Below are 16,190 nucleotides of genomic sequence, written 5' to 3'. Positions count from 1 at the left end.
AATTATTAATTTATTACCCCTTTATTCGGGTAAAACATATTTTTTTTGTAACTTTGCGCCCAAAAGTAAAAACAATATAAAATTTAAATTGATAATATGGCTAAGAAATTTGCCGAGCACAACGGTCTGAATTTGACTCAGACAAACAATGACGTACTAGCAGCGTGGGAGAAAAACGATATCTTCCACAAGTCTATCGACGAGCGTGAAGGCTGCCCTCAGTTTATCTTCTTCGAGGGACCTCCATCAGCTAATGGCCACCCGGGTATTCACCACGTGTTGGCACGTAGTATCAAGGATACATTCAACAGATACAAGACCATGAAGGGTTTCCAGGTTCACCGCAAGGCGGGATGGGATACCCACGGACTCCCTGTTGAACTCGGTGTCGAAAAGGAACTCGGCATCACCAAGAAGGATATCGACAACAAGGCTTCTGAGAAGTATATCTCTACCGAGGATTACAACCACAAGTGCCGCGAGAACGTGATGAAGTTCACCGCTGAGTGGCGCGAGTTGACCGAGAAGATGGGTTACTTCGTAGATCTCGACCATCCTTATATCACCTACGATAACAAGTATATCGAGACACTCTGGTGGCTCCTCAAGCAGCTCTACAACAAGGGACTGCTCTACAAGGGTTACACCATCCAGCCATACTCTCCAGGTGCAGGTACTGGTTTGAGCTCTCACGAGTTGAACCAGCCTGGCTGCTACCGTGATGTAAAGGACCTCACCACCACTGCCCAGTTCCTCATCAAGGATCCTAAGGCTGAGTGGACCAAGTGGGGCAAGCCATACTTCATCGCATGGACCACTACACCTTGGACCTTGCCATCAAACGTGGCTCTCTGTGTGGGTCCTAAGATTGACTATGTAGCTATCGAGACCTACAACCTCTACAATGGCGAGCCTATGACACTCGTGATGGCTGAGGCGCTGGTAGGTTCTTATCTGAAGGCAGACCAGGAGTGCAAGGAGGGCGATCTCCTTCCATTCGACAAGGAGAAGAAGCAGTGCCCATGGCGCATTATCGACCACATGAAGGGTACCGACCTCGAAGGCATGCACTACGAGCAGCTCCTGCCATGGGTGAAGCCATGCGAGAAGGTAGATGCTTTTGCTCCAGCTTTCGTAACAGAATATGCAGCTGCTCATCCTGAGAAGGTATTCGCTTCTGAGGATGGTCGCGATAAGTTCGTTGAGATGGATAGCGAGGCTTTCCGCGTAATCCTCGGCGACTACGTTACTACCGATGACGGTACAGGTATCGTTCACATCGCTCCTACATTCGGTGCCGATGATGCCAAGGTGGCTAAGGATGCCAACATCCCAGCCCTCTACCTTATTAATAAGAAGGGTGAGACCCGCCCAATGGTTGACCTGCAGGGTAAGTTCTATCTCATCGAAGACCTCGATGACAACTTCGTGAACGCTTGCGTCAACAAGGAGGCATACGCTCATCATGCAGGCGACTACGTGAAGAATGCCTACGACCCACAGTTTAATGTGGATGGTGTTTGGGACAAGAAGGCTTCTGATAAGGCAGAAGACCTGAACATCGTACTCTGCTACGAGTTGAAGCAGGAGGGCAAGGCTTTCAAGAGCGAGAAGCACGTGCACAACTATCCTCACTGCTGGCGTACCGACAAGCCTATCCTCTACTACCCATTGGATAGCTGGTTTATCAAGGATACCGCCCGCAAGGAGCGCATGGTAGAACTCAACAAGACCATCAACTGGCAGCCTGAGAGCACCGGTACAGGCCGTTTCGGCAACTGGCTCGAAAACCTGAACGACTGGAACCTTTCACGTTCCCGCTTCTGGGGTACTCCATTGCCAATCTGGCGTGACGAGAACCGTGGCGAGAAGTGCATCGGCAGCCTCGAGGAACTGTATGCTGAAATCGAGAAGTCTGTGGCTGCAGGCATCATGCAGAGCAACCCATTGAAGGAGAATGGTTTCGTTCCTGGCGACTACAGTCAGGAGAACTATGATAAGATTGACCTCCACCGTCCATACGTTGACAAGATCGTATTGGTAAACGAGGAGGGCAAGCCAATGTATCGTGAGAGCGACCTCATCGACGTTTGGTTCGATTCAGGTTCAATGCCTTATGCCCAGCTCCACTACCCATTCGAGGGAGAGATGGCCCGTGGCACAGAGGCAGACCGCGATGCACTCATCCACAGCACCTACGAGGGATATGCTATTCCTCCTAAGTTCTATCCAGCCGACTTCATCAACGAGGGCGTGGATCAGACCCGTGGATGGTTCTTCACCCTGCACGCCATCGCTACCATGGTATTCGACAGCGTAGCCTTCAAGAACGTAATCTCTTCTGGTCTCGTTCTCGATGCTAAGGGCAACAAGATGAGTAAGCACGTGGGTAACGTGACCAACCCATTCGAGATGATTGACAAGTATGGTGCCGACCCTGTTCGTTTCTATATGATGACCAACAGCGAGCCTTGGGATAACCTCAAGTTCGACCCTAACGGTGTAGATGAGACCCGTCGCAAGTTCTTCGGTACCTTATATAATACCTACAGCTTCTTCGCCCTCTACGCTAATGTAGATGGTTTCGATGCAGAGGCTGCTCAGGTGCCATTCGAGAAGCGCCCAGAGATTGACCGCTGGATTCTCTCTTCACTCAATACCCTCATCAAGGACGTTGACAGAGAGTTGGCTGGCTATGATCCAACCCGTGCTGGTCGTCTCATCGATGCATTCGTAAACGATGACCTCTCTAACTGGTACGTTCGTCTGAACCGTAAACGTTTCTGGGGTAAGGAGATGAGCGAGGACAAGTTGAGCGCTTACCAGACTCTCTATAGCTGCTTGATGACAGTGGCTAAGCTCTTGGCTCCATTCGCTCCATTCTATGCTGACGAGTTGTATCACGACTTGGGCGGCGAGTTGGAGAGCGTACACCTGGATAAGTTCCCAGTAGCTGATGAAGCTACTATCGATGCCGACCTGGAGGAGCGTATGGCCATCGCCCAGAAGATTACTTCTATGGTATTGGCATTGCGCCGCAAGGTGAACATCAAGGTGCGTCAGCCACTGCAGCAGATCATGATTCCTGCCGTAGATGATGTGCAGAAGGCACACATCGAGGCAGTAGCCGGACTGTTGAAGAACGAGGTGAACGTGAAGGAGGTTAACTTCATTGAGGGTCAGGGCATTCTCGTTAAGAAGGTGAAGTGTAACTTCAGAGTGATGGGTAAGAAATTCGGCAAGCTGATGAAGGGTGTTGCAGCCCAGATGTCAGCACTCGATCAGGACCAGATTGCAGCCTTCGAGAAGGCAGGCAACATCACATTGAATATCGACGGACAGGAAGCCGTGGTAGAGGTAGCCGACGTGGAGATTATCTCTGAGGATATCCCAGGATGGCTCGTTTCTAACGAGGGCAATCTGACCGTTGCACTTGAGGTAGAGTTGACCCCAGAATTGAAGAAAGAGGGTATGGCTCGTGAGCTGATCAACCGTATCCAGAACCTCCGCAAGGAGACCGGACTGGAGATTACAGACCGCGTCAACGTAACTGTGGCTCCTAACGAGGAGACCAATGCAGCTATCGAGGCATTCGGCGACTACATCAAGGGGCAGGTATTGGCAGACAGCATCGAAATCGGTGACAACGCAGGTGTTGAGACCGAGTTTGATGACTTTAAGTTGAACATTCTTGTAGAGAAGAATTAAATAAGCTAGGAGTTAGAAGTTGGGAGTTCGGAGTTTTACCAAAACTGCTTACTTCTAACTTCTAATACCTTAATAGCTAGACAACATTAATAATAACTTTTAACAAAAGAACATCTATGGCTAACGAAAAAGCACGTTATAGCGATGAGGATCTCGCTGAGTTCCGCGCTATCATTGAAGAGAAATTAAAGGTGGCAAAGCAGACCTACAGAGACTGTATGGCTCAGCTTAATCACTCTGATAGTAATGATGTGGTAGATACATCACCAACCTACAAGGCCCTGGAGGAGGGAAGCGAGGCACAGAGCAAGGAGGAAATCATCCAGATGGCTCAGCGCCAGCAGAAGTTTATCAAGGGATTGGAGGCTGCGTTGATTCGCATCGAGAACAAGACCTACGGTATCGACCGCGAGACAGGTGAGCTGATTCCTAAGGAGCGATTGCGTGCTGTACCTCATGCCACATTGAGTGTAGCTTCCAAGGAAGCAAGAAAACATTAATAAATGGAGAAAAATAGTAAATTACATATCGGCTGGCTCGTCACCGCAATGATGGTTGTACTTTTGGTTATCGATCAGATTATCAAGTTGTACATCAAGACCCATTTTTGCCTTGGCGAGTCTGTTCGTGTTACAGATTGGTTTTTTATAGAGTTCATAGAGAACAATGGTATGGCCTGGGGCATGACGTTTATCGGCAAGTTCTGGCTGAGTATGCTGCGCCTCACCGCCATCTGTGTTCTGTTGTGGTATTTGTGCCACATCATCAAGTCGGGAAAGCATCGGAAGCTGTATATCATCCTGGTAGCTCTGGTCACAACCGGAGCCATCGGTAATATCATCGACTCCATGTTCTACGGTCTCATCTTTACAGCAGCTTCGCCTTATTATGTATCTTATCAGGTACCTTTTGGCGAGGGTTATGCTCCTTTCCTGATGGGTAAGGTTGTAGATATGTTCCGCTTCCCATTCTTTAGCTATACCTGGCCTGAATGGGTGCCTTTCCTCGGAGGTCAGCATGGTGTCTTTTTTGATCCTGTTTTCAATCTGGCTGATGCCTGTGTCTCTGTCGGTATTATCTCTATGCTTCTTTTCTGCCGTAAGGAACTGGAAAGTCTGGGAGATGGAAAGAAGAAAGCTAAGTCTGCTGATAAAGAACAGGACATGACTGCTGAAGAAAAGAATCATGTAGAGGTTGCTAAAGAGTATAGTGCTCAAAACAAGGAGGATTAGTCTTATGAAAAAATCATTCATCTATCTGTGTTTCCTGGTTGGTATCGTATGTCTGATGGAGATGATGGCTTCATGTAAGCCTTCGCTTCCTGGTGACGTGCTTTCTAAGGGTCAGATGACAGATATTCTTTACGATTATCATTTGGCGCTGTCCATGGCGCATACCAAGGATGGTGGCGACAAGGGAGAGAGTCTGACCTATCGTGAGGCGGTTCTGAAGAAGCATGATGTTACGTCTGCTGAGTTTGACAGCTCTATGGTTTATTACATGCGACATACGGAACTGTTGAAGGATGTCTATAAAGACTTGGCTGACCGTCTGGGTAATGAGACTGAAGCGCTTGGTGGAAGTAGCCATGCTGGTGCAGATTTCAACACCTTGTCAGCTACTGGTGATACGGCTAATATCTGGAGTTATGCCCGTTCTATGGTCTTCAGTACTATTCAGCCATATAATGTCTTCAGCTTTAAGATGGAAGCTGATACCGCCTACCACAAGGGCGACTGCGTGATGCTGGATTTCGATTCCCAGTTCATCTATCAGGATGGTATTCGTGATGGTATCGCCTTGTTGGCTGTTGAATTCACCAATGATAGTGTTGCTCAGTCTATCATCCATATCTCCGGCTCCCAGCATTATTCTATGCAGATTAAGGATAATGAGAATCTTGGAATCAAGCAGGTAAAGGGATACTTTATGCTGAGTGCTGGTGGTTTCGCAACGAATGAAACTTCTGAATCTACTCTCAAGCTGATGTTCCTTGAGCATATCCGACTCATCAGAATGCATGCCAAGAAGGAAGATAAGGCGAAGGACTCTGCTTCTAAAGACAGTACCAAGGTAGATTCTCTGAAGCCTATTCCTATCGATCATGCAGCAAGACCGATACTCAACCAGCCGCTTCCTTCTCCAAATGGGAAACAGCTGCGACCGGTAGAAATGAAGGTAGAGTAGGCTGATGGAAACAAGAAGATGTGGAGCGCATGTCGTTAGCCTTCCTGATGGTACCCAGCTTCTTCAGGCCGTTGTTGAACTGGAAGATAGCAGGGTAGTCAACTATTATGAATTTCGGGATGAACTGCCGATGACGGAATGGCTAGGCGGTGAAATTCGAATCATCATAGACGAGGAAGGTATCCGACGTGCCTATTGGAAGGGGAAGAGAATTGATAATTAAGAAATCTCCCCCAAAAAAGTAAACATGAAACATTAAACAATAAACATTAATAATATGTTAAGCGTAGATCAATTAGAAGACAAGTTGATAGACTTGGCATTTGCTGAGGATATCGGTGACGGCGACCACACAACCTTGTGTTGTATCCCAGAGGACGCCATGGGTAAGAGTCATTTGCTCATCAAGGAAGATGGCGTTTTGGCTGGTGTTGAATTGGCAAAGAAAGTATTTGCCCGCTTTGACCCTACCATGAAGGTGGAGGTGTTGCTGCAGGACGGTACCCATGTCAAGAAGGGCGATATCGCCATGATTGTTGAAGGAAAGACCCGCTCTCTGCTTCAGACTGAGCGTCTCATGCTCAACATCATGCAGCGTATGAGTGGTATTGCTACTATGACCGCTAAGTATGTTAAGCGCCTCGAAGGTACCAAGACTCACATCCTCGACACCCGTAAGACCACTCCAGGTCTCCGTATGTTGGAGAAGCAGGCTGTGAAGATTGGCGGTGGTATGAACCATCGTATCGGTCTCTTCGATATGATTCTTCTCAAGGACAACCATATCGACTTCGCTGGCGGTATCGACAACGCTATCGACCGTTGCCATGCTTATCTCAAGGAGAAGGGTCTCGACCTGAAGATTGAAATCGAGGTTCGCAGCTTCGATGAGCTCGACCAGGTATTGAAGCACGGTGGTGTCAACCGTATCATGCTCGACAACTTCTCTGTGCCTGATACCAAGAAGGCTGTAGATATCATTGCTGGCAAGTATGAGACAGAGTCATCTGGCGGTATCACCTACGATACTATCCGTGACTATGCAGAGCAGGGTGTTGATTTCATCTCTGTTGGTGCCTTGACACATAGTGTAAAGGGCTTGGATATGAGCTTCAAGGCTTGTGATTAATATAAATATATTCAAGTTTCGCAAGCTCAGAAGTTAAAGGAGTTAAAGGAGTTATCGCTCCCTACGGTCGCTGAGGAGTTAAGACAACAGTCTTTTTGGTGTAATTTTTTAAGCAGCAAGACATACGTCTTAACTCCTTAACTCCTTTAACTTCCTGATATGCGAAAGTTCAGTAAATAAAGGTATATTTTATGAATAAGATTTTTGCTTCAGCCATGATGGCTGTAGCTATGATGGGCTGTGTCTCTGAGGCAGAGGCTTGCAGCAACTTCATTGTGGGCAAGAAGGCATCTGTGGATGGTTCCGTGATGTGTTCTTATAGTGCCGATGACTACGGTATGTTCCAGAACCTCTGCCATTATCCTGCGGCTAAGCACGCCAAGGGCGAGATGCGCAAGATTTATGACTGGGATACCAACAAGTATCATGGTGAGATTCCTGAGGCAGCCCAGACCTATAGCGTTATCGGCAATATCAACGAATGGCAGGTTACCATCGGCGAGACTACCTATGGCGGTCGTGAGGAGATGGTGGATTCTACCGGTATCATGGACTATGGTTCACTTATCTATGTAGCTTTGCAGCGCAGTAAGACTGCCCGCGAGGCTATCAAGGTGATGACCACCCTCGCCAATACGTACGGTTATAATTCAGAAGGTGAAACCTTCACCATCTGCGATCCTAACGAGGCTTGGATCATGGAGATGATGGGTAAGGGTGCCGGTTCCAAGGGTGCTGTATGGGTAGCCCTCCGTATTCCGGATGATGCAGTCTGTGCTCATGCCAACCAGAGCCGCATCGGCAAGTTCAACATGAAGGACAAGAAGAACGTGATGTATGCCAAGGACGTGGTTTCTTTTGCTCGCAGCAAGGGCTGGTTCCAGGGCAAGGATGCTGATTTCTCTTGGAAGATGGCTTATGCCAAGCCTGATTTCTCTGGCCGTCGTTTCTGCGATGCCCGTGCATGGTCTATGCTCAACCACTTCTATGACATGACTCCATATTTGGATTGGGCACTCGGCAAGAATCCTGATGCGCAGGATATGCCTCTCTGGGTGGTTCCTAACAAGAAGGTGAGCGTTCAAGATGTAGAGAATGTGATGCGCGATCATTACGAGGGTACTCCTCTTTCTGTAGCCGACGGTTCTGATATCGGTGGCGGTATCTGGGAGATGCCATATCGTCCTACACCATTGATGTACAAGGTGGATGGCAAGCAGTATTTCAACGAGCGTCCTGTCAGCACCCAGCAGAGTGGTTTCGTATTCGTAAGTCAGATGCGTTCATGGTTGCCAAGAGAGATTGGTGGCGTGTTCTGGTTTGCCAATGATGATGCCAACATGGCTGCATTCACTCCTGTATATTGCTCTATGACCGAGCGTCCTGAGTGCTACAATACTCCTGGTGCTGATGCCTTGCATTTCAGCAAGAAGAATGCTTACTGGGTATGCAACATGACCAGCAATATGGTTTATCCTCGTTACAGCCTGATGTTCCCAACCTTGAAGGAGGTTCGTGATAGCTTGGACAGCAGCTATTTCGCTGCTCAGGCAGGTGTTGAGAAGAAGGCTCAGGAGCTTTATGCCCGGAACCCACAGGCTGCTGTGAAGTATCTCAACGACTACAGTGTAGAGAAGGCTCAGCAGATGTTGGCTCGCTGGAACCAGCTTTTCGAGTTCATGGTGGTGAAGTATAATGATATGATTATCAAGCCAACCGACAAGAACGGTACTTTCGAGAAGACCCAGTATGGTTTGGGTGCTCGTCCAGCTCGTCCAGGCTATCCTGAGAAGTATGCCAAGGAATTGGTTAAGCAGTCTGGTGACAAGTTCCTGGTACCGGAAAGCGGTAAATAAGATTGATTGGTAATACAATAAAGCAAGAAGGGCAGGTTCCATATTCGGAACCCGCCCTTTCTTTTTTAAAATCTCTCTCTCTGAAATATTTTGAGTCTACTTTACTTACAGAGACATACTCTATGGTTGATATCAACTACCTCTGGTATAGAATGTATAACATGCTTCAAGAACATACCCATACATACAACCATTCCTGAGAACATTACTGCTGCTAACGCTAAAGTAAACATAGTCATCATAATTTTTTCTAATCTTTTAAATTTTATTATTCGTTATTCCTTAATACGAGTGCAAAGTTAACACTTTTTTATCGGAATAACGAATATTTCTGCATGAAATGTGTATGTAACATGCATTTCTTGATTTGAGTCAATGAGACTATGCTGAGACTTTTTTATGAATTCATCGACAGTAGGAACTCGTCATTGTTGCGAGTGTTCTGCATTGACTGGTGGATGGTATTCATTGCCTCAATAGGGTTCATGTCAGAGATGTACTTGCGGAGAATCCACATACGGTCGAGTGTGGTTCTGTCTTGCAGGAGATCATCACGACGTGTAGATGAAGCCACGAGGTTGACAGCAGGGAAGATACGCTTGTTGCTGAGTGAGCGGTCAAGCTGCAATTCCATGTTACCTGTACCCTTGAATTCCTCGAAGATTACTTCGTCCATCTTGCTACCTGTATCAATCAAGGCTGTTGCGATGATGGTGAGAGAGCCACCGCCTTCGATGTTACGTGCAGCACCAAAGAAGCGCTTAGGCTTCTGCAAAGCATTGGCATCAACACCACCGGTCAAAACCTTACCGGATGCTGGAGCCACAGTATTGTAAGCACGAGCCAGACGGGTGATGGAATCCAGGAAGATGACTACATCATGTCCGCACTCTACCATTCTCTTTGCCTTTTCCAGAACGATACCTGCAATCTTCACATGGCGCTCAGCAGGTTCATCGAATGTAGAGGCAATCACCTCTGCATTGACGGTGCGGGCCATGTCGGTAACCTCCTCAGGACGCTCATCAATGAGCAACATCATCAGATAGGCTTCTGGATGATTGGCTGCTATTGCATTGGCGATATCCTTCATGAGGATGGTCTTACCGGTCTTAGGCTGAGCCACAATAAGGGCACGCTGTCCTTTACCGATAGGAGAGAACAGGTCTACGATTCGTGTGCTCAGGTTGGTGGTCTTGCGGTCTCCGCAAAGATTGAACTTCTCGTCTGGGAAGAGAGGAGTTAGATGTTCAAATGGTACACGGTCTCTTACTTCTGATGGTTCACGACCGTTGATCTTTTCAATGTTTGTGAGTGGGAAGTATTTTTCACCCTCGTGTGGTGGACGAACCTGGCAGAATACAACGTCACCCGTCTTAAGACCATATCGCTTGATCTGATTGGCAGATACATAGACATCGTCTGGTGAAGAAAGGTAATTGTAGTCGCTGCTGCGCAGGAATCCATATCCATCCGGCATCACTTCAAGCACTCCGCATGATGTGACGATGCCAGAGAAATCATAGGCTGGCTCAGGAATCACTTCTACGTTAGGAGTTTCCTGTGCTGCCGCAGGATTTGCTGTATTGATTGGTCTGTCGAAGATGTCTACCAAAGGAATGGCAGTCTGGTCTTCGATAGGAATGTCTACAACGGTGATGAAGTCAGTACCATCAGCAGGATCTCCTTCCCATATACCGTTTGCATTGTTGGCTGCTTCTGGCTTGTATGCTTCCTGATTCTCTTCAGCAGAATCGGCATCATTGTCGGTATCCGTATTCTTGTTGTTGTGTGCTTCCATTTTGGCTTGCAATTTTGCAATCAGTTCCTCTTTGTCGTTTCCTTGATTGTCCTTGTTTGCCTCATTCTGTGCAAATTGTTCTTCCGGTATGAAGGAATCATTTTGCTGGAAGTGGTTTTCTCCTGATGTGATCGAATCGTTCTGGCTAGCTCCTGTAGAATCAGACTGCTCTGTGGTTAATGTCTCAGGAACATTCTGCTCTGAAAAGTTAAGGTTTGCCTCTACTGGAGTTCCTTGTTGCGCATCCTGTTTTTCCTGCTGTGCTTTGATGGCAGCAGCCTTGGCAGCAGCTATGGCTTCAAGCTCTGCTTTGCTCTTGCGCCCACGGTGTTTTGGGAATGCTGCCAATGGGTCTTTTGTCTCTTCCTCCAGGAGGACTTCTTCCTTCGCATTGTTCTCTGTTGGACCTGTTACTTGATGCTTTTGTACGTCAAAGTTTTCTCCATCGATACCATTTACGCTATATACTCTATCCTCTTTGCTGGAGACGATACGGGTACGCTTGCGTTTTGTTACAGCCAGAGTAGAATCCTCTGTCTGAGCATTGAAAATAGTATTGATAATCGTTTCCTTATTGTCGCCAGATTTAATCTTGACTCCAATTTGCTTAGCAATGTCCTTTAACTGAACGACACTATTTGCTGATAATTCTTCCTTGCTATACATTATTATATATTGTATATGTGAATATTGTTTCTGAGTGATTTTGACGTTTCAAGAATTGAAACATCGCTCGAAAAGTTATCTTTCGAGTGCAAAGATAATTAAAAAATTTGTTTCTGCCAAATTTTTTGCCTATCTTTGCACAAAAATAATTCGATTATCGATGATTTTATAATGAATATTTAATTTTAACTCTATAAAAGTGCATACAAAAGAAGAAAAACTAGCTGCATTCAGCAGATTGCTGGATGTTCAGGACCGACTTCGTGTTCAATGTCCTTGGGACAGAAAACAGACGTTTGAAAGTCTTCGACCTAACACCATCGAGGAGACTTTCGAACTTTGTGATGCCCTCATGAAGCGTGATTATAAGGATATAAAGAAAGAATTGGGTGACGTCTTGGAACATGTGATGTTTTATAGCATTATTGGTCGTGAAGATGGCAAGTTTGATATTTGTGATGTCTGCAACCAGGAAGCTGATAAACTTATGTTCCGCCATCCGTTCATCAATTGGAATGAAGAGGGGGAATGGACGGTCTCTAATCCTGATATGTATATCAATGAAGCCGGACAGGTTGTGTATAAGGAGTCTGATGCTCAGGCATTGAAGGCTGGAAAACCCAAGACTGCGGCTTCCGTGGAAAAGACTTGGGAGCAGATCAAGCAGCAGGAGAAGGATGGCAATGAAAGAGTCCTGAGTGGAGTACCTAATTCTCTTCCTTCGCTTATCAAGGCTTATCGCATTCAGGACAAGGCTCGCAATGTGGGCTTTGACTGGAAGGAAAAGGAGGATGTATGGGATAAGGTGCAGGAAGAACTGGAGGAACTCAAGGTGGAATTGGCTAGGGAAGACAAGGAAAAGTCTACCCAGGAATTGGGAGATTTCCTCTTCTCTGTCATCAATGCTGCCCGTCTCTACAAACTCAATCCTGACAATGCCCTCGAAAAGACGAACCAGAAGTTTATCCGTCGCTTCAATTATGTGGAAGATCATTCCTTTAAGCAGGGCAGAAATCTGAAGGATATGAGCCTGGAAGAAATGGATCAACTCTGGAATGAAGCCAAGCAGGAAGAGCGCAAGAGTGAGTAAACGTAGATAAGCTGGGAAATCAACAGTCATGTTGAGCAATATTAATATTTAACTTAGGAAAGTTATGAAAAAGTTAGTGTATATAGCGATAGCTTTGGTAGTCATGTTTGCTGCCAATAGCTGTAAGGAAAAGAAGGAGACTTCTGTTATCAGTACCAATGACTCTGTTGAAGTAGAGGAGATGAATGATTCGACGATATATGGTGTGTGCGGAGAAGGTACATCCATGCACAGTCTAGAACTGTGTTCTGATGAGGGTGATACGCTTTCTGTCTTTATTGATGACGCTGACCCTTCTATTGTTCAGGGAGGATTGATGGCTGGCGACCGTATTGCCCTTTTGGCTTATAAGGCACAGGATGGGGAGATGGTTGCCAGGAAGATTATCAATCTTACTTCTTTGTTGGGTAAGTGGATTTCTCTGGATAAGAATTTCGACCTTCTGGAAGGTGGCGTGGTGAAGAATAATGTCAAGGCTGAAACCAACCCTTGGACTTCCTGGAAAATCCTGAATGGTAAGCTGCTTTTGAATAAGGACACCTTTGATATCGATAATTTGGGTCCTGACAGTTTGCTGTTGGAGAATCATCAGGGTATCTTCGTCTTTAAGCGTCAGGAATAGTTGCCTGGTGAATCAGGAACGGTGTAAGATGAATAATTTTGCTAATGGAACCTTTTAAGATACATATTCTGGGTTGTGGCAGTGCACTGCCTACCCTCAAACATAACGCTTCCTCTCAACTCATAGAGATGAGAGGCAAGTGCTTCATGGTGGATTGCGGTGAAGGAGCGCAGATGCAGTTCCGTCGCTCTCACATCCATTTCTCCAAACTGAATGCCATCTTTATCAGTCATATGCATGGCGACCACTGTTTCGGTTTGATGGGATTGTTGTCTACGCTTGGAATGCTCGGACGTACTTCCAAGTTGAGAATTTATGCTCCCAAGGATTATGAACCTCTCTTCAGGCAGCAGGTTGAATTCTTCATGCAGACGATGGAGTATGAGATGGAAATGATTCCCGTTGATACAGAGAAGCAGCAGGTCATATATGAGGACCACTCTCTTACCGTTGAAACTGTACCTTTGCAGCATCGTGTGCCTTGTTGTGGATTCATCTTCCGTGAGAAACCTACCTTGCCACATATCCGTCGTGATATGATAGACTATTATGGCATTCCTGTCAGTCAGATCAACAATATCAAGAATGGTGCTGATTGGACGAATGAGGATGGTGATGTTATCCCGAATGCCCGACTCGTTCAGCCTGCTGATTCGCCTCGTAGTTATGCTTACTGCAGTGATACTCGTTTTGTGCCTGGTTTGAAAGAGAAGGTGAAAGGCGTTACTGTGTTATATCATGAGAGTACCTATACATCGGATCAGGAAGATCGTGCCAAGATATATTATCATAGTACGGCGCGCCAGGCTGCTACCATAGCAGCAGGAGCGGGTGTGGGAACCTTGCTTCTGGGACATTATAGTGCGAGATATAATGACGAACAGGTCTTGCTGCAAGAGGCCAAGGCGGTGTTTGAACACTCTATACTCTCTCAGGAGGGAATGGTTTTTGATGTCGTTTGATAAGTTTTTCAAAAAAAAGTTCATGATTTGATGCAAGGATTTTCATATCTTTCGTTTGATTTAAAAAAGAGAAAATAAAAGTGGAATCTGAGAAGGAGCTTTTGGACGATATTTTTCGTGGCAGCCGGGATGCTATGCATCGGTTGTACGAACGGTATGTAGGGCATGCCATGGCGGTTGCGCTGAGGTATGCCCCTTTGCGCGAAGATGCCGAGGATGTTGTCCAGGACAGCTTCATCAAGGTTTTTGCTGCGATTCCGAATTTTCAGTATAGAGGTGAAGGATCACTGAAGGGGTGGTTGCTTCGTATTGTTGCAAATGAGGCGATTACTTGTGTTCGGCAGAAAAGTAAACTTACGCTGGTGGAAGAATTTCCGGATGAGCCTTTGGAAGAGGAACCGCCTGTAGAAAAGATACCACCTGCTGAGCTGACTAAAATGATAGGAGAACTGCCTGATGGCTATAGATTAGTACTTAATATGTATGTCTTCGAACAGTTGAGTCATAAGGAGATAGCCCTGAGGTTAGGCATTAAGGAAAGTAGTTCGGCATCGCAGTATCTGAGAGCCAAGAAACTCTTGGCAAGAAAAATTAATGATTATCTGAGTAAATTAAACGAGAAAGAATATGAGTAATAATGATTGGACAAACAAACTTCGAGATCAGTTGGCAGACTATCAAGAGCCTGTCAGCCGTAACTTGTGGGCGGGTATTGAACAATCGCTTGCTCAGAAGACGGGACATCAAGAGGTATCTAAACATGGTAAAATAATCCATATAAACACTTGGAAACGTTGGTCTGCTGCTGCGGCTGTGGCTTTGTTGGGAGTAGGAGGTAGTTATGTCTACTTCCATCAGGAGGAAGACAAACTTGCCAGTTCGCAGTTGGCAATGGTCACAGATAAACCATCTGCATCTGCGGTTGCAGAGCATTTGCATCCTATGGGTAAGACATTGGAAAATGGAGCTGGGAATACGCTTGATTCCAGAGATGACAATGTAGGGTTGGGGATGAAAAGGAATCCAAAGCAAACCGTAGAAGGTAAAAATGCTGGAAGACAGCTTTTGGCTGATCAAACGGTTCTTTTGGCTTCTGCTTCCGAGAATGAAGTGATGCCAGCTTCGGAGAATGAATTGATGGTGGCATCTGTTGATTCTCAGCCAGTCTCATCTGCAGAAGAGAAAACTGAATCAACTCTTCAGCAGGATTCTCCGGCCCGGCAGACTCAAAAGGCAAAGTCTATTGATAACCTCTTTGCGAATGCCGTAGTGGCTGATGCTTATCAATTCTCTCATCATGAAGAGACTGTTGGCTGGTCAATGAAGCTCTATGCAGAAAATCTGAGCCCGAACTTGGGATTGTCTACTTCTGATGATTCCTATGCGAGTTCTGGTGTTTTGGCAGACCCTATGCCGGGTGTTGTTCCTGATCCAACAGTAGGAGGTGTGAATGATATCGATTATCTGATGGCATCCTATAAGGTGGTTCAGAAAACCCATAAAGGCGAAGCCAAGCATCATGCTCCTGTCTCTGTAGGATTGCAGGTGGCATTTGGTATTGCTCCACGTCTGTCGTTGAGTTCGGGTTTCGTGTATACCCGTACCTCCTCCGACTTTTATCCGTATGCACCTCATAACAATTATAATGTCCATCAGGTGCTTCACTATGTGGGCATTCCGGTAGGTTTGAACTATGAGTTATGGAAGAGTGGAGGATTCCATGCCTATGTGATGGCTGGTGCTGAGGCTGACTTGAATGTGAAGAATGATACGGAAGAGGAGGGAGTAAAGAAAGAGAATGCCAAACGTGATAGAGTGCAGTTCTCAGGAAAGGCTTCGCTCGGAGCACAATATGATATCACGCCAAATGTAGGCTTGTATATTGAGCCGGGTGCTAAATATTACATTGACAATGGCAGCGAGATTGAAAACACTTTCAAGGATAAGAAACTGAACTTCAATTTTCAGTTTGGTTTGCGATTCAATCTTTAAAACATAAATAGAAAAGAGGGTGTGTCATAAGTTCATGATGCACCCTCTTTTTCTTTTATATCTTATACAATACTGCGTTAAATTAATATTTAATCGGCTGTAAATCAATAACTTATATTAAGAAATGCTTATGAAAACTTAACTATAAAAAGTTGGTCAAGTCGCTGATTTTCAGTA

At 46.0% G+C, this 16,190-nt stretch carries 13 protein-coding genes; 12 read left to right on the top strand and 1 reads right to left on the bottom strand.

Annotated elements, in window-relative coordinates; genetic code table 11:
• Positions 1-96 precede the first annotated feature (96 nt).
• The 7 genes from ileS to ACTQ53_RS13830 all read left to right on the top strand — a co-directional run bounded on the left by ileS (position 97) and on the right by ACTQ53_RS13830 (position 8,880).
• The gene (gene ileS / locus ACTQ53_RS13860; protein WP_441933579.1) at positions 97-3,708 is read left to right on the top strand and encodes an isoleucine--tRNA ligase; all 3,612 of its coding nucleotides are present in this window, start codon (positions 97-99) and stop codon (positions 3,706-3,708) included.
• 116 nt (positions 3,709-3,824) lie between these two features.
• Positions 3,825-4,208: a TraR/DksA family transcriptional regulator gene (locus tag ACTQ53_RS13855; RefSeq protein WP_153123529.1), complete on the top strand. Its 384-nt coding sequence runs from the start codon at positions 3,825-3,827 to the stop codon at positions 4,206-4,208.
• Between the two features lie 3 nt (positions 4,209-4,211).
• The gene (locus ACTQ53_RS13850) at positions 4,212-4,940 is read left to right on the top strand and encodes a lipoprotein signal peptidase (protein ID WP_294971950.1); all 729 of its coding nucleotides are present in this window, start codon (positions 4,212-4,214) and stop codon (positions 4,938-4,940) included.
• Between the two features lie 4 nt (positions 4,941-4,944).
• Positions 4,945-5,895: a DUF4296 domain-containing protein gene (locus ACTQ53_RS13845; protein ID WP_441933576.1), complete on the top strand. Its 951-nt coding sequence runs from the start codon at positions 4,945-4,947 to the stop codon at positions 5,893-5,895.
• Positions 5,896-5,899: 4 nt separating this feature from the next.
• The gene (locus ACTQ53_RS13840; RefSeq protein ID WP_217760983.1) at positions 5,900-6,118 is read left to right on the top strand and encodes a hypothetical protein; all 219 of its coding nucleotides are present in this window, start codon (positions 5,900-5,902) and stop codon (positions 6,116-6,118) included.
• A gap of 54 nt (positions 6,119-6,172) precedes the next feature.
• Complete coding sequence (gene nadC / locus ACTQ53_RS13835; protein ID WP_294971946.1) at positions 6,173-7,024, top strand: carboxylating nicotinate-nucleotide diphosphorylase; 852 nt, start codon at positions 6,173-6,175, stop codon at positions 7,022-7,024.
• Positions 7,025-7,215: 191 nt separating this feature from the next.
• Entirely contained in the window at positions 7,216-8,880 is a 1,665-nt protein-coding gene (locus tag ACTQ53_RS13830; RefSeq protein ID WP_441933574.1) for a dipeptidase, read from the top strand.
• Between the two features lie 397 nt (positions 8,881-9,277).
• Here ACTQ53_RS13830 and rho read toward each other — a convergent pair whose 3' ends face one another.
• On the bottom strand, positions 9,278-11,347 hold the full coding sequence (rho, locus tag ACTQ53_RS13825; protein ID WP_441933572.1) for a transcription termination factor Rho: 2,070 nt from the start codon (positions 11,345-11,347) through the stop codon (positions 9,278-9,280).
• 199 nt (positions 11,348-11,546) lie between these two features.
• Between rho and mazG the strand changes: the two genes are divergently transcribed.
• The 5 genes from mazG (at position 11,547) to ACTQ53_RS13800 (ending at position 16,013) form a co-directional block, all read left to right on the top strand.
• On the top strand, positions 11,547-12,437 hold the full coding sequence (mazG, locus tag ACTQ53_RS13820) for a nucleoside triphosphate pyrophosphohydrolase (protein ID WP_441933570.1): 891 nt from the start codon (positions 11,547-11,549) through the stop codon (positions 12,435-12,437).
• Positions 12,438-12,501: 64 nt separating this feature from the next.
• Positions 12,502-13,059: a lipocalin family protein gene (locus ACTQ53_RS13815; protein WP_218416036.1), complete on the top strand. Its 558-nt coding sequence runs from the start codon at positions 12,502-12,504 to the stop codon at positions 13,057-13,059.
• Between the two features lie 44 nt (positions 13,060-13,103).
• The gene (locus tag ACTQ53_RS13810; RefSeq protein ID WP_294971883.1) at positions 13,104-14,021 is read left to right on the top strand and encodes a ribonuclease Z; all 918 of its coding nucleotides are present in this window, start codon (positions 13,104-13,106) and stop codon (positions 14,019-14,021) included.
• A gap of 101 nt (positions 14,022-14,122) precedes the next feature.
• Complete coding sequence (locus ACTQ53_RS13805; RefSeq protein WP_441933568.1) at positions 14,123-14,656, top strand: RNA polymerase sigma factor; 534 nt, start codon at positions 14,123-14,125, stop codon at positions 14,654-14,656.
• Positions 14,649-16,013 carry an outer membrane beta-barrel protein gene (locus ACTQ53_RS13800; RefSeq protein ID WP_441933566.1) on the top strand — a complete coding sequence of 455 codons (1,365 nt, stop codon included), beginning with the start codon at positions 14,649-14,651 and terminating at the stop codon, positions 16,011-16,013. Before ACTQ53_RS13805 ends, ACTQ53_RS13800 begins: the two co-directional genes overlap by 8 nt.
• The last annotated feature ends 177 nt before the right edge of the window (positions 16,014-16,190 follow it).

This window comes from Prevotella sp. Sow4_E9_plate (assembly GCF_052116205.1).
In the GTDB taxonomy this organism is placed as follows: Bacteria; Bacteroidota; Bacteroidia; order Bacteroidales; family Bacteroidaceae; genus Prevotella.
The sequence above is the reverse complement of the archived record's forward strand: the minus strand, read 5'-3'. Positions and strand labels throughout refer to the sequence as shown.